The organism is Sandarakinorhabdus sp. FBCC-B8862 (assembly GCF_059745315.1).
Window position 1 is genome coordinate 473,797 of the sequence record NZ_CM185574.1, and the last position, 17,947, is coordinate 491,743.

General features: G+C 65.1%; 17 protein-coding genes. 8 read left to right on the forward strand and 9 right to left on the reverse strand.

Annotated features, from left to right (window positions below; genetic code table 11):
- Positions 1–135: 135 nt before the first annotated feature.
- A complete protein-coding gene (locus AC6BOR_RS02255; RefSeq protein ID WP_498059601.1) occupies positions 136–813 on the reverse strand; it encodes a hypothetical protein in 678 nt (225 codons plus the stop codon).
- A 250-nt stretch (positions 814–1,063) separates the two neighbouring features.
- On the opposite strand from AC6BOR_RS02255, the gene AC6BOR_RS02260 reads away from it, so the two are divergent.
- The 8 genes from AC6BOR_RS02260 to AC6BOR_RS02295 are packed head-to-tail and all read left to right on the forward strand — an operon-like array spanning position 1,064 to position 11,012.
- Positions 1,064–3,580 carry a TonB-dependent receptor gene (locus AC6BOR_RS02260; RefSeq protein ID WP_498059602.1) on the forward strand — a complete coding sequence of 839 codons (2,517 nt, stop codon included), beginning with the start codon at positions 1,064–1,066 and terminating at the stop codon, positions 3,578–3,580.
- 5 nt (positions 3,581–3,585) lie between these two features.
- Positions 3,586–4,614, forward strand: coding sequence for a hypothetical protein (locus AC6BOR_RS02265; protein ID WP_498059603.1), 1,029 nt, complete (start codon positions 3,586–3,588; stop codon positions 4,612–4,614).
- Between the two features lie 4 nt (positions 4,615–4,618).
- Positions 4,619–5,326, forward strand: coding sequence for a hypothetical protein (locus tag AC6BOR_RS02270; RefSeq protein ID WP_498059604.1), 708 nt, complete (start codon positions 4,619–4,621; stop codon positions 5,324–5,326).
- The gene (locus AC6BOR_RS02275; RefSeq protein ID WP_498059605.1) at positions 5,323–6,555 is read left to right on the forward strand and encodes an MFS transporter; all 1,233 of its coding nucleotides are present in this window, start codon (positions 5,323–5,325) and stop codon (positions 6,553–6,555) included. Before AC6BOR_RS02270 ends, AC6BOR_RS02275 begins: the two co-directional genes overlap by 4 nt.
- A complete protein-coding gene (locus AC6BOR_RS02280) occupies positions 6,552–8,099 on the forward strand; it encodes an FAD-binding oxidoreductase (protein WP_498059606.1) in 1,548 nt (515 codons plus the stop codon). The genes AC6BOR_RS02275 and AC6BOR_RS02280 overlap by 4 nt, the downstream gene beginning before the upstream one ends.
- Positions 8,096–9,142: a nitrilase-related carbon-nitrogen hydrolase gene (locus tag AC6BOR_RS02285; RefSeq protein ID WP_498059607.1), complete on the forward strand. Its 1,047-nt coding sequence runs from the start codon at positions 8,096–8,098 to the stop codon at positions 9,140–9,142. Before AC6BOR_RS02280 ends, AC6BOR_RS02285 begins: the two co-directional genes overlap by 4 nt.
- Positions 9,139–9,864: a DUF3108 domain-containing protein gene (locus AC6BOR_RS02290; RefSeq protein WP_498059608.1), complete on the forward strand. Its 726-nt coding sequence runs from the start codon at positions 9,139–9,141 to the stop codon at positions 9,862–9,864. Before AC6BOR_RS02285 ends, AC6BOR_RS02290 begins: the two co-directional genes overlap by 4 nt.
- Entirely contained in the window at positions 9,861–11,012 is a 1,152-nt protein-coding gene (locus AC6BOR_RS02295) for an FAD-dependent monooxygenase (protein WP_498059609.1), read from the forward strand. The genes AC6BOR_RS02290 and AC6BOR_RS02295 overlap by 4 nt, the downstream gene beginning before the upstream one ends.
- A gap of 395 nt (positions 11,013–11,407) precedes the next feature.
- Here the strand turns inward: AC6BOR_RS02295 and AC6BOR_RS02300 are convergent, their stop codons facing one another.
- From AC6BOR_RS02300 to AC6BOR_RS02335, 8 genes are all read right to left on the reverse strand, one after another.
- On the reverse strand, positions 11,408–11,668 hold the full coding sequence (locus tag AC6BOR_RS02300) for a hypothetical protein (RefSeq protein WP_498059610.1): 261 nt from the start codon (positions 11,666–11,668) through the stop codon (positions 11,408–11,410).
- Positions 11,668–12,846, reverse strand: coding sequence for a class I SAM-dependent methyltransferase (locus AC6BOR_RS02305; protein ID WP_498059611.1), 1,179 nt, complete (start codon positions 12,844–12,846; stop codon positions 11,668–11,670). The genes AC6BOR_RS02300 and AC6BOR_RS02305 overlap by 1 nt, the downstream gene beginning before the upstream one ends.
- Complete coding sequence (locus AC6BOR_RS02310; protein ID WP_498059612.1) at positions 12,843–13,313, reverse strand: DUF1330 domain-containing protein; 471 nt, start codon at positions 13,311–13,313, stop codon at positions 12,843–12,845. Before AC6BOR_RS02310 ends, AC6BOR_RS02305 begins: the two co-directional genes overlap by 4 nt.
- Complete coding sequence (locus AC6BOR_RS02315) at positions 13,313–13,765, reverse strand: hypothetical protein (RefSeq protein ID WP_498059613.1); 453 nt, start codon at positions 13,763–13,765, stop codon at positions 13,313–13,315. Before AC6BOR_RS02315 ends, AC6BOR_RS02310 begins: the two co-directional genes overlap by 1 nt.
- Positions 13,762–15,180, reverse strand: a complete 1,419-nt coding sequence (locus AC6BOR_RS02320) for an aldehyde dehydrogenase family protein (RefSeq protein WP_498059614.1) — start codon at positions 15,178–15,180, stop codon at positions 13,762–13,764. The genes AC6BOR_RS02315 and AC6BOR_RS02320 overlap by 4 nt, the downstream gene beginning before the upstream one ends.
- Positions 15,177–16,094 (reverse strand): polysaccharide deacetylase family protein, encoded by a 918-nt coding sequence (locus AC6BOR_RS02325; protein ID WP_498059615.1) that lies wholly within the window; start codon positions 16,092–16,094, stop codon positions 15,177–15,179. Before AC6BOR_RS02325 ends, AC6BOR_RS02320 begins: the two co-directional genes overlap by 4 nt.
- 103 nt (positions 16,095–16,197) lie before the next feature.
- On the reverse strand, positions 16,198–17,064 hold the full coding sequence (locus tag AC6BOR_RS02330) for a polysaccharide deacetylase family protein (protein WP_498059616.1): 867 nt from the start codon (positions 17,062–17,064) through the stop codon (positions 16,198–16,200).
- 130 nt (positions 17,065–17,194) lie between these two features.
- Positions 17,195–17,878, reverse strand: coding sequence for an isochorismatase family protein (locus AC6BOR_RS02335; protein WP_498059617.1), 684 nt, complete (start codon positions 17,876–17,878; stop codon positions 17,195–17,197).
- Between the last annotated feature and the right edge of the window lie 69 nt (positions 17,879–17,947).

Genomic DNA, 17,947 nt, shown 5'->3' on the forward strand with positions numbered 1-17,947 from the left:
GTCGCTGCAGGCACCCCCAGTGCCTTCAAGATGGCGGAAGACAATCATTGCGACGAATAATTTGTCCAGACAAATCGGCTAGAGACACCTTGTTGTCCGGACAAATCCAACAATGTGTTGCCGACGCGCAACGCCTCAACCGAAGGGTTTCACCACACCAAGCCATGAGGTCAGGACGAGAAGCATATAGGTCAGCGTGACCCAGCGTCGGGTCTTGTCCATCGTGGCCCGCAACGGCACTTCGGTGGCGTCGCTAGACCCGGTCTGCAGAAGGGCGAGCAATTGAGGCCCCACGGGTTTGAAGCTGAAATCGATCATGATGGCTGCAACGAAGATCAGTCCGAACAGCAGCGCCTTCCACGCCAGCCAGCCAACCGCAATGGGGTGACCGGTGAACAGCGACTCCGCACCAAGCACTAGATAGAAGACAGCCAGTATCCACCTGATCCAGCCCTCGATGCGACGATTGCGCGCAGCTCTGGGAGTCTGGTCATGCCAATGTGCATCCCAGACCAGCCACAGCCACACAGCCCCGATGGCCCAGGCCATTGCGACCAGGGCCAGCGGCACATCCCACCAACCGCCGGCGAGTGACACGGTGAGCGAAAGCGGCACCATCAACGCCCAGGCCGTGCGGGGCGTCATATCAACGAGTACCAGCAACTTCAGCAAAGCAAGCCGTTGATCGAGCGTGTAATCATGCCGCTTGCGGAAATGCTGCCCGAGCAGGAAGACGCCGACATCGGCCCCGAGCCAAAGCACAAACAGCAGCAGGTGCACATACACCAGGGTGGGATAGATCAGATCGGTCATCCAGCGGTGCCCCTACCCTGGCGGCAGTGGCCCATGTGCCACAGCGCATCTGAAATGGATGCCCCGAGCCATTGCATACGTCAATTGTCCGGACAAATGACGGCCTGCGGCTTGACAAGGCCGAACCTGTCCGGACAACTTGCGCCGACCTGCCGGCAGGCGGCAGGCGCTGGCGCACAGGGAGGGTGCGGCGGCTGGAAGGCGGGGTGAACTGGCCGGGGCGGTCCCGGCCAAGCATGGGGAACATCACATGAGCATGGCAGCGTTTGTTTCCGGTATGGGTCTATCCAGCCGCGTCGCACTTGTAACCGCACTGGCAGTTGCGGGCTCCGCCCCGGCGCTGGCCCAGGCAGCCAAGTCTGACACAATTGTGGAAGACAGCGGCGCCGTGGAAGATATCGTGGTGACGGCCCAGCGTCGGCGCGAGCGTGCGCAGGACGTGCCGATCGCAATCACGGCCTTTTCCGCCGAGACCCTCGCAGCGCGCGGCATCGCCAACACGCTTGATGTCACCCAATTTGTTCCCAACCTTGTTGGCCTGAACAACACGGGCCTTGGTACCGCGAACGCATATTATCTACGTGGGATCGGCAACACCGAATCCATTGCCACCTTCGATCCGCCGGTCGGTACCTATATCGACGACATCTACATCAGCCGCCAGAATGCCAACAATTTCACCCTGTTCGACGTCGAACGGCTCGAAGTTCTGCGCGGGCCGCAGGGCACGCTGTTTGGCCGCAACACCACCGGTGGCGCGATCAGCGTTGTCATGCGCCAGCCTGGCGAAGAGCTCGGTGGTTATGCCGAAGCGGGCTATGGCGCCTATAATGCCAAGCTGTTGCGGGCTGGGATCGATCTGCCGGCTGGCGAGAATTTCGGCTTCAAGCTTTCGGGCTATTGGCAGGAAGACGACGGCTATGTCCGCAACACCGTGACCAACGAGCGGTCCAACAACAACAATGGCTGGGGCCTGCGCCTGGGCGCGCGCGCCAAGCTGACCGACAACCTGTCGTGGACCGGCAGCTACACGCACACCTTCGCTGATGCCACCAACGTGCTGAATTTCGATTGCAACCCGGCCAATCCGACCCAGTGTGATGGCCGATTTGCGACGGGCGGCCTGCGGCGCGCGAACGATTTCGGTGGCCGCTTTGTCGGGCCAAAGGATGATTTCGGCAATTTCAACAAGGTCCGGATGGACCTGCTCACCTCCAACTTCGCGGTGGAGCTGGGCGATAATATCAACCTGAACGTCATCACCGGCTGGCTGGATATGAGCCAGAAGTTCGCGCTCGACTTCGCAGACGGGCGTGGTCTGCCATCCTTGTCCAACCCCAATCCGGCGGTGCGCAGCTTCACGCCGGGCGGCTTCGTGATCGCCAATGATGGCCGCCATCGCCAGTTCACCCAGGAAGTGAAATTGTCGGGCAGCGCAATGGACGGCGTGCTGTCCTATGTTGCTGGCATCTATTATTTCAAAGAAACCAACACCACCGACTTTGGCGACCTGTTCAACGTCGGCGCTTCCGGCCCGGTGGGCGTGCCCTTGATCCTGGCAGACCGCACGCTGCGCAACACCACCGAAGCCTGGGCCGGTTATGCCCAGGTTGATGTGAAGCCGATCGAAGCATTCACCTTCACGGTTGGTGTGCGCTATACCGATGAAGAAAAGACCTTCTCGATCCGCGACAACCGCGCCAGCTGCAACGATGGCAGCATTGAAGCGACCTGCCTGGACAACAGCAACCTCAGGGCGCCGAATGGCCGCGCGATCCCGGCCAGCCAGCGCACCAAGCTGTGGACGCCGCGCTTTGCGATGAGTTGGAAGGCAACAGACGACATCATGCTGTTTGCAAGCGCCACCAACGGCTTCAAGTCGGGCGGTTGGAACGCGCGCGGTACGGCGGCGTCCGAACTGCTGCCCTTTGGCCCGGAAAAGGCCTGGACCTATGAAACCGGGTTCAAGGCCGATCTGTTTGACAAGAAGCTGCGCTTCAACCTGACCGCCTTCATCCTGGACGTGAGCGGGCTGCAGACCCCTTCGGCCTTTGTGCGGCCCAACGGCTCCATCGCCTTCCTGACGCGCAACTTTGCCGATTATCTGAACAAGGGGATCGAAGCCGAATTCACCGCCCGTCCGACCGAGGCACTGACCCTGTTTGGCTCGGTTGGCTACATGGATGATCATTACAAGCTCCCGGCCAACGCGCCAGCGTTTGATGAGTATAACTTCCAGTCGGTTGCGGGCCAGCAGGCGGCCTGCTTGCAACAGCTGGCGGCCGGACGTGTGGCGCTTGGCGCGACGGCGGAAGTGGCAGCGGCATGCGGTGTCGGCATTGTGGCGCCCAATGGCACCATTGCCCAGCCGGTGCGCAGCCCGGCCTGGACCATGGCGATTGGCACGACTTATGAAATCAAGGCAACGGACAAGATCTCCCTGATCCCGTCGGTCAACGCCAACTGGCGGTCGTCCAGCGAGGTTGGCACCAGCCAGGTCAGCTTCTTCAACCAGGGATTCACCAGCGCTGGCGGCGTCGTCTACCCGGCCAACACAGCCTACCGTGGTGATTTCATCCGCGGTTCGTTCAGCAAGGCGCGCTGGATCGCCAACGCCAGCCTGACGCTGAAATCCACCGATGGCTGGCAGGTGCTGGTGGAATGCCGCAACTGCTTCGATCAGGAAGCGGTGGAATCGAGCCTGGCCAACCACAGCTATCTCAATCCGCCGCGCACCTGGGCGATCAGGGCCAAGTACAGCTTCTGATTGTCATGCGCGCCGCCATCGGCCTGATGGTCGCTGCTCTCCCGGCCAGCCCTGTGCTGGCCGGGTATGCGCAAGACCATGGCGTTGCGCCCTGGACCGAAGCGGTGGTCAGCGTGAGCGACGTCAAACCCTTTGCCCGCCTGCTGGGCGGCATTGGGGGCTGGCGACAGTTGGCGCGGGGACGGCTATCGGCGGCAGAATTGGCCTATTGGCAACTGCCGGCCACGGCATCGGCGCGATTCCAGCTGTGGTGCGCGCCGAAAAGCAGCACCGGCTGCCTGCGCTTCGTGACGTTCAAGGGCGTGGCGCAGCAGCCGATCCGGCTTGGAGCCAGGGCCTGGGATCCGGGCGGCATCTATTCGATCATGATGCGCTCGGATGATCTGCCGCGACTGTTTGATGCCGCAATCAAGGCGGGGTGGTGGGCCGAGAGCCCGGTCATCCGGTTCAATTTCGGCGGTTCCGACCTGAGGAATGTCGTGCTCACCGGCCCGCACGGCGTGAATTTCGCCGTGTATCAACGGCTTTCACCGCCGTTCACCGATTTCCACCTTGGCCTCATCAGCCAGGGCTTCAATTCCATGCGCATGGTCGAAAGCCGGCCGCGGGCCCGGGATTTCTATGCTCAGAAGCTGGGTTTCGGCCTGGTGTTCGATGGGGATGGCACCAACGCGATTGGCACCGCGCCCGAACCCTCCAACTTTGGCATCCCGCTAAACTACACGCTGAAGGCGTTGCGGGCGGCGGCGGCGTTGTCGCCAACGCCGGGCGAAACCGGGCGGGTGGAAATGATGCAAATCACCGAATTTGCCGGAATCCCGCAGGGGGCCCGGGCCCGGGCACCAAACCTTGGCATCCTGTCGGTCCGTTATCCGGTGCAAGATCTGGCCGGTTATCGTGCTGCGCTCGCCAAACAGGGCATTGCGCCGGTGCAGTCGGCAGATGCGGTTCCAATAGAAGGGCTTGGCACGACCGATCTTTTCGCGGTGACCGATCCGGATGGCAGCCTGACCGAGTTTTACCATGCCCGCTGAATTCATGCCCCTGCCCCACCGGCACGGCCGCATTGCCTATCGCAGCGCCTCCACCCACGCCTTGTGGGGAATCGAGGATTTCAGCATCACGCGCCAGGCAGATGGCGGCCGCACGCTGATGGTGGAATGCCAGATGCGCCATGGCGCGGAGGATGTGACGCGGTTCACCACGTTGGCGGTGGATGCCGATCTGCAGCCGGTGGAGGCCCATGTCCGCATCCTGAACCATGGCAGGCCCACTGGCAGCGGCTGGTTCCGCTTCACCGAGAGCGAGGCGGAAGGCGAGACCGCCACTGAGGCGGAGGGGCGCCTGTCGCAGCGCAAACCGATCACCCGCCCCATGCGCGGCTTTGGTATCCACGCCTTGATCGGCGATGGCTGGCTGGCCGCCAGCTTTCCCTTCGACAAGGGGCCAGGCCACACCCACTTCTGGGGCCCCAGCCTGCTGCACAGCCTGCACCATTTCGGGGCGACCGGCCCGATGCTGGTCACCTCCACCTCCGGCCTTCGCTATGAAGCGCGGGAGACGGTGGCCGTGCCAGCTGGCCGCTTTGACTGCCATCGCCTGTCATTTCAGGGCATGACAAACAACCACCCGCCCTACACGATGTGGATCAGCGCCGACGATGAGAAGCTCTATGTGAAGGGTCTCGTCGCCGGCTACATGGATGGGCTGTTCCAGCTCGAAACCCTGGATGGGAATGCCGCGTGAGCCAAGCAAGATCAGAGTTTTCCGCCGGCTGGAAGGTGCTGACCGCCGGAATGCTGGGCGTGATGTGCGGGGCCTCGCCACTGCCGTTCAACACCATCGGTTTCGTGCTCGGCCCGCTGCACGACGAATTTGGCTGGAGCTTTGCCACCATCTCGGCCGGGGTCACCACCTTTGGGATCACCGCCGGCCTGCTGGCTCCCGTCATTGGCGCGGCCGTTGACCGATTTGGGGTTCGCCGGATCGCACTGGGCTCACTCCTGGCCTTTGCCCTGGTGTTTGCTGCCATTGGCTTGATCCCTGGGTCGCTGGTGGCCTGGTTCGGCCTGTGGTTCCTCATCGGCCTGGTCGGCATGGGTTCCACCCCTGTCACCTGGAGCCGGGCGATCAACATGTGGTTCTATCGCAGCCGCGGGCTGGCGTTGGGTCTGTTACTGGTGGGCACCAGCCTGGCGGCCCTGATCGTGCCCAAGGTGGCGGTGTGGGCCATTGGCACCTGGGGCTGGCGCGGCATGTATCCGGTGGTGGCGCTGTTCCCGCTGCTGCTCGCCCTGCCGCTGGGCCTCGCCTGGTTTCGCGAACCGACGGCGGCGGAAACGCCGGCCGAGATCACTGCCAGCGGCGGCCTTGTGGGCGTGACCTTTGCCGAAGCCGCGAAGGACCGGCGGTTCTGGACGATCTGGATTTCGATCGCGCTGGTGGCGCTGGCCTATGGCGGCGCCCATATCCACATGCCGGAAATCATCAAGCAGCACGGCCTGACCGCCGCTGATGGCGCCGGCATCATGGGCATGATCGGTATCGCGCTGCTGTCGGGCCGCATCGTCACCGGCTGGCTGCTTGATCGCATCTGGGCGCCATTTGTCTGCCTGCCGATCCTGTCCATCCCGGCGCTGGCCTGCTGGTGGCTGATGGGCAATGGCACCGATCAGACGATGGTGTGGGTTTCGGCCTTTCTGCTCGGCTTTGCTGCCGGGGCGGAGTCCGACCTGATCGCCTATCTGGCCAGCCGCTATTTCGGGATGGCGCATTATGGCAAGATCTATGGCATGCTCTACATGCCGTTCGGCATATTTTCGGCAATCTCGCCCGTGCTTTACGGCCGCATCCGCGACACCACCGGCAGTTATGACCAGATGCTGATGGCCGCGACCTTCCTGTTTGTTGCCGGGGCGCTGCTGCTGCTGACGCTGGGCCGTTACCCCGTTTTTGGCGCCAGGGAGGCCGCATGACGACCGCCACGCTTGTTCGTGACAGCCTGCTGGGCGGCACGGTGCCGCCGGAAACCTTGCTGACCGATGCGGCCAGCCTGTCGCTGTTTGCCCATGATGTCTATGCCGCCGGGCCACAGCCATTGGCCGTGTTCCGGCCGCAGACGGTGGAGCAACTGGCCGCCGGCATTGCCGCGGCCACAGCCCAGGGCATTGCCATCGTGCCGCGCGGCGGCGGCATGAGCTACACCGGCGGCTATCTGTCCTCCACGCCGCGCTTCATCCTGGTCGACACCGGCGGGCTGGACCGCATCGTCGCGCTGAATGAGGCAGACATGACGGTGACGGTGGAGGCCGGGGTCACCTGGGATGCGCTGCGCCGCTTCCTGCAGCCCAAGGGCTATCGCGTGCGCTGCTGGGGCACGTTGTCGGGCATCAACGCCACCGTGGGCGGCGGCATGAGCCAGAATGGCGTGTTCTGGGGTGCCGGCAACGGCACGGTGGTGGACAGTGCGCTCAGCCTGGATGTCGTGCTGGCCGATGGCCGCATCGTTGCCACCGGCAGCGATTTCTTCCGGCCCTATGGCCCCGATGTCACCGGGCTGTTTGCCGCCGATTGCGGGGCCTTTGGCGTGAAGGCGCGCGCGACGCTGCGGCTGGTGAAGGAAGGCCGCTGTGCCTATGGCAGCTATGCCTTTGACAGCGCAGCGCAAATCCTGACGGCGATGGCCGGCATCGCCCGCGAAGGCCTGGCGGCCGAGAATTTCGGGTTCGACCCGTTCCTGCAGAGCCAGCGCATGAAGCGCGAAAGCCTGACCAGCGACGCCAAGAGCCTTGTCACCATGATGAAGGCGCAAGGCAGCCTGCTGAAGGGCTTGAAGGAAGGTGCCAAGGTGGCACTGGCCGGGCGCGGCTTCCTGGATGGCGTGCCCTTCTCCCTCCACTGCATCGCCGAGCGCCGCCGCGAAGCCGAGGCGGAGGCCGACATGGCCGAGATCAGCCGGATCGTGGAAGCCGCCGGCGGCAAGGCGGTGGAGAACAGCATCCCCAAGATCCTGCGGGCCAATCCGTTCCCGCCCGTCAATTCCATGGTGGGCCCCAATGGTGAACGCTGGGTGCCGGTGCATGGATTTCTGCCGCATTCCCAGCTGGTTGCCGGATGGGATGCGGTGCAGGCCATTTACGCCGCCCATGCCGATGCCATGGCCCGGCTGGGGGTCGAGGCCGGTGCCATGCTGGCCGCTGTCAGCCCGCAGGCCTGCCTGATCGAGCCGGTGTTCTTCTGGCCCGAAGCGCTGAACCCGCTGCACCGCCATGCCGTGGAGGCTGGCCATCTCGCCAACCTGAAGGGCTTTGCGCCCAACCCTGAGGCGAGCGCGCTGGTGCACCAGCTGCGCGCCGAGATCATCGCGGCATTCCAGCGGCTTGGTGCCATCCATCTGCAGATCGCCCGCACCTATCCGCTGAAAGCCAGCCATGATCCGGCCATCTGGGCCTTGCTGACCGCGATGAAGCGGCAGCTTGATCCCAGGAATCTGATGAACCCCGGGAGTTTGGGCCTGTGACGCCATACACCGCCGTTGCCTTGCAGTTGACGGCGCAGAGCGTCGAGCAGGCGGCCGATCCGCGCGCCCAGATCATGGCGCAGATCGCCGGCCTGGAGGGCAAGATCCGTTCGGCACGGATTTTCATCGAGCAATATGGCGGCTCGCCGGTGAAGCTGGCGGTGCTGCCGGAATATCTCTTCACCTCCTATCCCGGCCGGATTTCCATTCCGGATTTTGCCAAACGCGCCGGTTTTGCCGCCGAAGGGCCGGAATATCAGGCGCTTGGCGGCATTGCCGAGCGGCTGGGGCTGTTCATCGCCGGCAATGCCTATGAGACAGACAAGGCCTTTCCGGACTTTTATTTCCAGACCAGCTTCATCGTGGCGCCAACGGGCCAGGTCATCCTGCGCTATCGCCGGCTCCTTTCGATGTTTGCGCCCAGCCCGCATGATGTGATCGACCGCTATGTCGATGCTTATGGGCCGGATGCGCTGTTTCCGGTGGCCGAGACCGAGATTGGCCGGCTGGCGGCGATTGCGTCGGAAGAAATCCTCTATCCCGAGATTGCCCGTTGCCTGGCCTTCAAGGGTGCGGAGCTGTTCTGCCATTCCAGTTCCGAAATCGGATCGCCGCTGGCCACCGCCAAGGATATCGCCAAGCGGGCCCGGGCCTTTGAAAATGCCGCCTATGTGGTTTCGGCCAACACCGCCGGCATCGCGGGTTCAGCGCTGCCGTTGATGAGTGCGGATGGCAACAGCCAGATCGTTGCCCCCAGCGGCAAACTGCTGGCGCAATCGGGCAGCGGGGAGACGTTCACCGCCTTTGCCGAGATCGACATTGGCCATTTGCGCGAGCAGCGCCGGCAGCCGGCGATGGTGAACAGCCTGGCGCGGCAGCGGCCGGGCCTGTTTGCGCCGGCCTATCAGGCGGCCGCCGCGACCTTCCAAGCCGGCAATATGATGCTGGGCCCGGACGGCAAACCGCAGGTGCCGGAGCGTGAGCAGTTCGTGAAGATGCAGCGCGAAGTCATTGAAAAATTGGCGAGGGCAGGTGTGATATGAAGCATCGCACGGTATCGGGAACCATCCGATACACCAGCATGAAGCCCGGCATGGAGGGCATGGAGCGCGGCCGCGAGACCTTCAAGTTCACCCATCATGGTGATGGCAGCGTGATCCTGCGCGCCAGTTGCGAGATCGAGGAGCCTGATCCGACCGTGCTGCGCGAGGTGATCTATCACCTGGGACCGGGCATGGTGCCGCTGAACCTGCATGTCCATCTGACCGTGGGCGATGCCTATATGGGCAGCGGCTGGATGCGGCATGATCCCGCCACCGGCCGGCTGGAGTGCGAGAGCGAGAGCCCGTCGCTGGGGCGGATTTCGCAGGTTCGGCCCGCCGATGGGGCGTTTGATGCCTTTGGCACCCACCCGGTGGTGGGCGATGGCTATCTGGCGCGCGCCATGGATGTTGGCCGCGGGCCGCACCGGCGGCTGATGCGGGTGTTCCTGCCCTCCCCCGATCATCGCGGGGCGACGCCGCCGTTGATAGCGGAAGTGAAGATCAACCTGGAATATGTTGGCGAAGAACAGAAAACAGTTGCGGCCGGCACGTTCCAGTGCCGGCATTTCCGCTTTGTTGACGACAGCGCCGACGGCATGGGGGGCAAGACCCACCCGGATTATGATATCTGGGTGACCGCCGATGACGATTGCATCCTCGTTTATGGCAGCATCGACGGTTACATGATGAACCGGTACGAACTTTTTGAATTGAAACGATGATTTTGATCATCGGCGCCGGTTTGGGCGGGCTGGTCACCGCCATAGCCCTGGCCCGCGCCGGCCTGCCGGTGGCGGTGTTTGAGGCGGCCGGCGCCTTGAAGGAAACCGGCGCGGGCCTCACCCTGGGCCGCGGCGCCCAGCATGTGTTTCGCGATCTGGGCCTGCAAGGCGATGTCGCGGCCCGCGCCTGTCCGGCCGGCAGCCTGCCCTTCCTGCACTGGCGCAGCGCGCGGCTGCTGATGGGTGCGCCCGATCCCGGCGATGGCAGGCCGGATGATGGCGAGGCCGATATCGTGCGCCACATGTATCGCGCCGATCTGCAGGCGGTGCTGGTCGATCATGCCGCGCGCCTGGGGGTGGCGATCCACACCGGCAAGCGGCTGAGCGGGCTGGATCAGGATGGCGATGGCGTCACCGCCCGCTTTGGCGATGACAGCATTGTGCGCGCCAGCCTGCTGGTGGGCGCCGATGGCGTGCGCTCGGCGGTGCGGGCGATCCTGCATCCGGGCGATGCGCCGCGCTTCACCGGCCATGTCGCCTATCGTTTTCTGGTGCCGCGCGCCGCCGCCGCGCCGTTCATGGGCCAGGGCCGCAGTGCCATCTTCATCGGCCCCCGCCGCACCTTCAACCGCTACACGATGCAGGGCGGCGATGTGGTGAACTGCGCGGGCCTGGCTGAAACCGGGGAGGCCGTGCCCGAAGGCTGGTCGCTGCCGGCCAGTATTGCCGAGGTGGCGGCGGCGTTTCCTGGCTGGCACGGCGATGTGACCGGCCTGATCGCGCAGGCCCAATCCATCATCAAATGGGGCCTGTATGACCGCACGCCGCTGCCCCGCTGGAGTCAGGGCCGGGTGACCCTGCTGGGCGATGCGGCGCATGCCATGCTGCCGTTTCTGGGCATGGGCGCGGCGATGGCGATCGAGGATGGCTGGGCGCTGGCGCGCTGCCTGGCGCTGGAGCCGGATGTGGGCCAGGCGCTGGACCGCTATGAGGCGGCGCGGCGCGAGCGCTGCGAGACGATGCAGGCGATGTCGCGCCGGCAGGGCGAGATGACCCAGGCGATGGACCCGGACGCGCTGGTGCCGGGGGCGGTGCCGATGGCCAACCAGGCGTTGATGGGCTTTGATCCTGTGGCGGCGGGGGTTTAGGCGGGCGGGGATGGCGCAGGGCCCCTCCGTCACGCTTCGCGTGCCACCTCCCCAAACGAGTCTGGGGAGGATTTTTTTGGATTTTCAAGGAGCGGGGTCAGTGTCGCATTTTGGTGGGGTGTAGGACAGAATTGCAGTTAGAATGCTGATATTGCTTGTGTTTCTGTGAGTCCCGGTCGGGCTGGTGGCGTGATTGTGGGATTCGGCGCGGTTGGGGCGTGGCGGAAGTGGCCAATTTCGTGGCCGATTTCGGGGTGGTGGTGACCGCGTTTTGCGCGCTGGTGACCGCAGCTTGGCGGCGGTGGTGACCGCGTTTGGGGTGTGGGTGACCGATTTGGGGCGGCCCCTCCGCCGGCTTCGCCGCCACCTCCCCATCCTGCGGCTGGGGAGGAGCGTCAGGCGCCGCGGATGGGGGCGAAGATGCGGGTGATGAAGGCCTGGAGTTTGGCGTCGCGGTCTGCCGGTGGTGCGCCCTTGGCCTCTTCCAATGCCAGGAGGCGTTCTTCCTGCACCCAGAGTTCCTGGGCCATGTTCATCACCACGGCGACAAAACGGTCCATGGCGGGATCGGCGAAGAAGCGGGCGTTGCCGGTCTCGTCATAGAGGCCGGGCGGGGTGTCGTCGGGGCCCAAGTCTCCTTTGTGCGTTTCGCTCATCACCGTTTCCACGCGCCAAAGCCGAACCACATCACGCCTTCGGCCAGCCGGCCGGTGGTGGCCTGGCCCACGGCCTCGGCGGCTTCGCTGGCGACCAGATCGGCGATGGCCCGTTCGCCATAAATGCCGATGGAGGGCACGACAAACTGGAAGCAATCGGCAGCGGCAAAGCCGGCCTTCATGCAATTTTCTTGCGGGATTTCATCGCGATAGCCCTTGTAATAGGGCTCCTCATTATACCATGAGTCCCAATCGAGGTAGAAACCGTCAAAGGCGCTCATTTCGGCGTTGGGCGGCAATTCCATGTGCAGCATCAGGCCGCCGGGGCGCAGCACGCGATACGCCTCGGCCAGGGCGGCGGCGCGTTGTTTCTTCGACAATTCGTGCAGGAACATCGAGGACCAGACGAGATCGAAGCTGGCATCGGGATAGTCGAGCTTGTCGGCACACATTTGCACGAACTGCACATCCTGGCCCTGCATGGCAGCGCGGGCCGCGCCATAGACGAGGCCGCCGGGCGCGGCATCGATGGCGATCACCTCGGCCCCGGGATAGGTCTGTTTCCACGGCAGCGTGTTGTGGCCGATGGTGGTGCCGGTATCGAGGATGCGGGTGGGCGAAAATTCCGGATATTTCAGCGCGATGTAACGGCTCATCGACAGGCCGATATCATCGAGATTGGCGCCCATCAGGCCCATGGAGAAGACCGCCAGGCCGCGATCATAGACGGCGCCGGCCTCCACGCTGTCCCCGCCGCGGGTGTAGCTGCCGGGCATCAGATGCACCTCGATGGCGCCGACATTCTTCGGCACGGCGAGCGCGGGGTTGAGCTGGACCTTGCCGCCGGCCGCATTGGCGGCAGCGGCGAGCCGGTCGGCCTCGCGCTCCACGCTGTCGGCCACGCTGGCCCACACCATCTTCTGGGCCTGCACACGCATGGCGGAATAGATGTTGAAGGCCGGATCGCCGCGCAGCGCCTTGTGCGCCTCTGCGCTCGTCTGCGGCGGGCGGCCGTGGGCGCGTGCGAAGGCGGGGGCAGCGCGCCGGTCGTAAGCGGCCTTCATGTCGGCGGCGAGATCGTTGAGGATGAGGCTGCGGATGCCGGAGACGAAGCGGCCACGCGCAGCTTCCTCCGCGGTCAAGTCCGGCTTCATGCCGTGCTGCAGCTCGACGCTCATGGTTTTGCCCCCTCCACCTGTGCAATCCCCTCGGCGCTGAACGGCGTCTTGTACGCATTGTCACCCACCTTGCCGATCATGTCAGCCCGCAAGGGCGCTTCGGGATAGACTGTGACAATATAATCGCCGGCCGACGGGTTCAGCCGCAGCGGCTTGATCTTTTCCTGATATTCCTTGGAGAACCAGAAGGCGCGGGCGTTGGCCATGCAGGGGAAGCGCACGATCAGGTTGACATAGCCCTTGGGGGCATCGCCCTCGAAGATCGCCTGCGGGAAGGCCAGATTGACATAATAGCCGCCGAGTTTCTGATACAGGCCACTGTCGGCGATGGCCTTGCCATAGGCGAGCATGCGCGCCCGGTCGTGGGTGGGGCCGGAAACGATCATGATCACCGGCGCGTTGCAGGCCGGGGCCGGTGCGGGCTGGGCCGCCGCCGCTTGCGCCATCAGCATCAGGGCGGTGAGCATCAGGGTCTCTCCTCGTTGCACAGGGTCCATTTCCACGGCGCGCCGTTCTGGAACCATTGCCAGGTGCGCGCGCGGGTGCGCCGGTCAGCGGCGAGCGCGATCATCTCGATATAATAGGCATCGGCCACGTCGCGGCGGTCGAGCCGGAGCATCAGCACATCCTCCGCCGTCTGCCAGCCATAGCCGGCGAAGCGGTCAGTTTCCCAATGCAGCCGGTCGCCCACCAGCGTGCCGCCGAACGCATAGGTGGCGGTGCGGCCGTCTTCCCATTCCAGCCAATTGTGCTGGACATAGTGGAACGGGCCACTGTCCGGAAATTCGCACCAGGTTTTCACCCGGCGGGCGTCGAGCAACTGGCCGTCCGCCGAAAAATCGCGATACCAGCCCTGCCAATGGCCTTCGTGCAGCAACATGGCGGGCATGGCGGCAGCAAGGGCGGCGCGTTTGCTCATGCGCCGCGCTCCGCATAGGCCGCCAGCGGCAGCGGCTGGCCGGTCTGGATGATCAGCGCCTGTTTGCGGAAGAAGCGCAGCAGGCCTTCATCGCCCATGCGGCTGGGGCCGAGCCCGCTCAATTTCTGGGACGAGTTGGTGGCATCCCAGACCATGGAGGTGAGCGCGCCATCGTTGATCGAGATGGCGCCGGCTTCGAGCCGCGCCGCCACCGCTTCGGCCTCGCTTTGCGGCCCGACCACGGCGGCGGACAGGCCATAGACGCTGGCGTTGGCCATGGTGATGGCATCATCCACGCAGTCATAGATGGTGACCGGGATGACCGGGCCGAAGGTCTCTTCCGCCATCACCGCCATGTCCGCCGTCACATCCACCAGCACGGTGGGGCGCATATACCAACCGCCGCCCAATTGTTCGGGCTTGCCGCCGGCGAGCAGGCGGGCGCCGCGGGCCAGCGCGTCGTCAATCTGGGCGCCGACCTTTTCGGCCTGGGCGGCCAGGATGAACGGACCGAGTTCGCCGACATTTATGTCGGGCCAGTTGGGCCGCACCTCGGCCGCGCGGGCGGTGAGTTCGGCGAGGAAGGGTTCAGCGAGGGTGCGCGGCACATAGACCCGCTCGATCGACTGGCAGGCCTGGCCGGTGGCGACCACGCTGGCGCGCAGGGCGAGGCGGGCGGCGGCAGCCGGATCGGCACCGGGCAGGATGATCATCGGATCCTTGCCGCCCAGTTCCAGATTGGCCGGGATCAGCGCGCGGGCGGCGGCTTCAGCGACCTTGCGCCCCGTCGCGGTGGAGCCGGTGAAGCAGACATAGTCCACCGCGCCGATCAGCGCCTGGCCGGTTTCGGCTCCGCCCAGCACATAGGCGAAGATGGCGGCGAGTTCCGGCACCTCGGCAATGGCGACCTGCATGGGGACGACAAAGCGCGGGGTGACTTCGGAGGGTTTCACCAACGCGGCGCAGCCGGCCATCAGCGCCGGGATGGCATCGATGTGGGAGAGGACGACGGGGAAATTCCACGGCGCAATCGCCCCGAACAGCGGATAGGCGATGTGGCGGCCCTTGAGCAGGATGCCGGGCACGGCGCTGGGGGTTTCGCCGCCGTCGAGCCCGGCCATCAACTGCTGGCCGCGGGCGGCCCAGCGGCGGATGGTGCGCGGCAGCCCCTCCACCTCGATGCGGGAGACGACGTGGCGGCCGGTGTCGATGGTGAGCGCGGCGATGATAGCCTCAGCATGGCGCTCCACGGCCTGGGCGAAGCGTTCCAGCACGGCGGCGCGGCCGGCCGGCCCCAGCGCTGCCCAGGCCGGCTGGGCAGCGCGCAGGCGGGCAGCGACGGCGCCCACCTCGGCCGGGCCGGCGGGGGTGATTTCATGATCCAGTTCGCCGGTGCGGGGGTTGCGGATTTTCATGGCCGCTCCTGCGCGGTGAACTGGTCAACGATCTGCGCGCCGGTGGCGAACCAGCATTCGGGCCGCGCCGCCAGCCGGGCCAGCAGCCGTTCGAAGGCGGCGATGCGATAGGGCAGGCCCATGATATAGGGGGTGACATGGATGGGCAGCATGCGCCCGGCCCCGGTGGCAGCGGCTTCGGCGGCGAGCCAGTCGAAGGCGTCTTCCATGCTTTGCGCCCAGCTGTCGGCCGATTGCTGCTGCACGGCGATGATCTGCCGGTCAGACAATTCGTGGTTCAGGGCCAAGTTGATGAGGCCGTTGTTGAAGCGATAGGGCAGTTCGTCATTCACCCAGTCGCAGGCGTAGCGATAGCCGGCCTCCACCAGCAGATCGGCTGTGTGAAAGCTCTGGCTGCGGGCGATGGAGAGCCAGCCATCGGGCTGCACCCCGCAGGCGGCGAGCCGGTCGCGGGCGGCATGGATGAGGGCGCGTTCATCCTCGACGGCCAGGGTGGAGTCGATGGTGCCGTTCATGTCGGTGCTGTGCGCGATCAGCTCGTGCCCGCCGGCCTGCACCGCAGCGAGCAGTTCGGGATTGCGCTCCGCCACGGCCGCGTTGGTGGCGAAGCTGGCCGGGGCGTTTGCGGCGGCCAGCGCCTCGAGGAAACGCCAGGCGCCGACGCGGTTGCCATAGTCACGCGCGGTGAAATGGCGGAAATCGGGATAGGCCGTCTGCATGTGGCCGGGGGCGCGGAATGGCTTGTCGGTGGGGGTGATCGGGAAGAATTCGAGGGAGACGCAGACCCAGACGGCAACGCTGCCGGTGGGCCAGCGCAGCGGCGGGCGCTGGTGCAGGGCTGACCAGGGGTAGAGATCATGGTCGTAGCCGTGGCGGCGGTGGGGGTAGTGGAGATAGGCGGGATCGAGCGCCATCAGAACCTCCGCCGCCGAAGGATCGCGGTCAGGCCGTGCGCGCCCCCTCCGCCTCCCTCCGGTCGGCACCTCCCCCAGAGGGGGAGGATCATTTGGGTGGCGATCATGGCTGCAGCTCCTGCCAGGCGTCAACGATCTGGCTGGCGGTGGCGATCCAGGCGCGGCCGTCGGCGGCGATGTGGCGAAGCGCCTGTTCGAACGGGCCGATGCGGTGCGGCTGGCCGATGAGATAGGCGTGCAGCGGAATGCACATCACGCTGCCGGGTTCCTGCGCCAGACGTTCGAACTGGCGGATCAGCGTGTCGGCATAGTCCCGGCCCGACATGTTGTAGACGAAGAAGCCATAATGATCGTTCACCTCCAGGCTGTAGGGGATGGAAACGAGGCGGCCGCTTCGTGTGTGGACCGGCAGCACCTGATCATCATGGTAGAGATCGCAGGTGTAGCTGAGGCCATATTCGGCGATCAGATCGAGCGTGCGCGGCGTGTGGGTGAGCGCCGGGGCCAGCCAGCCGCGGATGGTCTGGCCGGTGGCCGCGCGCACCGTGGCGATGCTATCTTCGATGATGGCGCGTTCCTGTTCCTCTGCCATGTCATAGGCATAGCGGGTGTTGTAGATGCCGTGGCTGAAGAATTCCCAGCCGCGTTCATTGGCATCGGCAACCACCTCCGGGTGATGCTGGCACAGCGCGACGGAGAGCGAGACGGAGCCGGGGAAGCCGTGTTTCGTCATCACATCGGCCATGCGCCAGTGCGAGACGCGGTTGGAATGATCGCGGTGCGAAAAGCCGACGACATCGGGGTGCGGCCGGGCCCAGGCCTTGCGGCGCGGGTGCGGCGGCGGGTCGATCTCGTAATATTCCAGATTGGGCGCGACCCAGACGGCGACCGTCTCGCCGCCGGGCCAGGTGAAGCGGCGGCGGCTGGGCGCCGGGTTGTAGAGGCCGGGATCGGCGGCGTTCTCGATCACCGGCGGGTCCTCCCCAAACTTGTTTGGGGAGGTGCCGAGCGACGCGAGGCGGAGGGGCCTTCGCCCGCTGCCCCTCCGTCGCCTTCGGCGCCACCTCCCCAAACAAGTTTGGGGAGGATCGTCTCGCTCATCATGGCTGCGCCTCCAGCCAGTCGATCACCGCCTGCACCGGTTCGACATCAGCATATTTCAGCTGCAGATCCGTGAGATTGGCGAAGTGGTAGCTTTCGTGCTTGTCGGCACAGGTTTCGATGGGAACGATGGTGCGATAGCCATGGGACAGGGCATCGACCGCCGTGGCGCGGACGCAGCCCGATGTGGAGCCGCCGGTGACCACAACCGTGTCGACCTTGTGCCAGACGAGATAGCTGGCCAGCGGCGTTTCGAAAAAGGCGCTCGGCATGCGCTTGGTATATTCAAGGTCATCCGGGCCGATGATCACGCGCGGATCATAGGCATGGCGCTCGCTGTCATATTTGATGTTCTGCAAACTGTCGGGCGTGTTGGTGCGGGTGCCCCACACGCCGGCATCGGCGGCATCGGCCTTGTAGGCGACGCGCGTCCAGATCACCGGCATGCCGCGCGTCCGGGCCAGCGCACTGATATGATTGACATGGTCGATCTGGCGCGGGTCCGTCTCATAGGCGGTGGCGAAGGCGGCGATGTCGGTATAGGCGCGCTGGAAATCGACGTTGATGATGGCGAGCTTGTGGCCGAATCCGAACTTGCGGCGGGCCGGATTGGCCATCACCTCCTCGAAAATTGCCTTCGCCGTGCGGCCATCGCTGACCATGCGGGTGCCCTTCACGGTCATCCCCGTCCCTCCTGATTCCTCTTGGTGCAACCTGCCGTGCAAGAAAAAGCTTGTCGAGGGGAATTTGTC

What these genes read in the sequence shown, in the direction of transcription:
- AC6BOR_RS02270 (WP_498059604.1), top strand. Translation starts at nt 4,619, where the DNA reads ATGCCCCTGCCCCACCGGCACGGCCGCATTGCCTATCGCAGCGCCTCC.
- AC6BOR_RS02280 (WP_498059606.1), top strand. Translation starts at nt 6,552, where the DNA reads ATGACGACCGCCACGCTTGTTCGTGACAGCCTGCTGGGCGGCACGGTG.
- AC6BOR_RS02320 (WP_498059614.1), bottom strand. Translation starts at nt 15,180, where the DNA reads ATGAAAATCCGCAACCCCCGCACCGGCGAACTGGATCATGAAATCACC.
- AC6BOR_RS02255 (WP_498059601.1), bottom strand. Translation starts at nt 813, where the DNA reads ATGACCGATCTGATCTATCCCACCCTGGTGTATGTGCACCTGCTGCTG.
- AC6BOR_RS02315 (WP_498059613.1), bottom strand. Translation starts at nt 13,765, where the DNA reads ATGAGCAAACGCGCCGCCCTTGCTGCCGCCATGCCCGCCATGTTGCTG.
- AC6BOR_RS02305 (WP_498059611.1), bottom strand. Translation starts at nt 12,846, where the DNA reads ATGAGCGTCGAGCTGCAGCACGGCATGAAGCCGGACTTGACCGCGGAG.
- AC6BOR_RS02325 (WP_498059615.1), bottom strand. Translation starts at nt 16,094, where the DNA reads ATGGCGCTCGATCCCGCCTATCTCCACTACCCCCACCGCCGCCACGGC.
- AC6BOR_RS02300 (WP_498059610.1), bottom strand. Translation starts at nt 11,668, where the DNA reads ATGAGCGAAACGCACAAAGGAGACTTGGGCCCCGACGACACCCCGCCC.
- AC6BOR_RS02335 (WP_498059617.1), bottom strand. Translation starts at nt 17,878, where the DNA reads ATGACCGTGAAGGGCACCCGCATGGTCAGCGATGGCCGCACGGCGAAG.
- AC6BOR_RS02290 (WP_498059608.1), top strand. Translation starts at nt 9,139, where the DNA reads ATGAAGCATCGCACGGTATCGGGAACCATCCGATACACCAGCATGAAG.
- AC6BOR_RS02260 (WP_498059602.1), top strand. Translation starts at nt 1,064, where the DNA reads ATGAGCATGGCAGCGTTTGTTTCCGGTATGGGTCTATCCAGCCGCGTC.
- AC6BOR_RS02295 (WP_498059609.1), top strand. Translation starts at nt 9,861, where the DNA reads ATGATTTTGATCATCGGCGCCGGTTTGGGCGGGCTGGTCACCGCCATA.
- AC6BOR_RS02265 (WP_498059603.1), top strand. Translation starts at nt 3,586, where the DNA reads ATGCGCGCCGCCATCGGCCTGATGGTCGCTGCTCTCCCGGCCAGCCCT.
- AC6BOR_RS02310 (WP_498059612.1), bottom strand. Translation starts at nt 13,313, where the DNA reads ATGCTCACCGCCCTGATGCTGATGGCGCAAGCGGCGGCGGCCCAGCCC.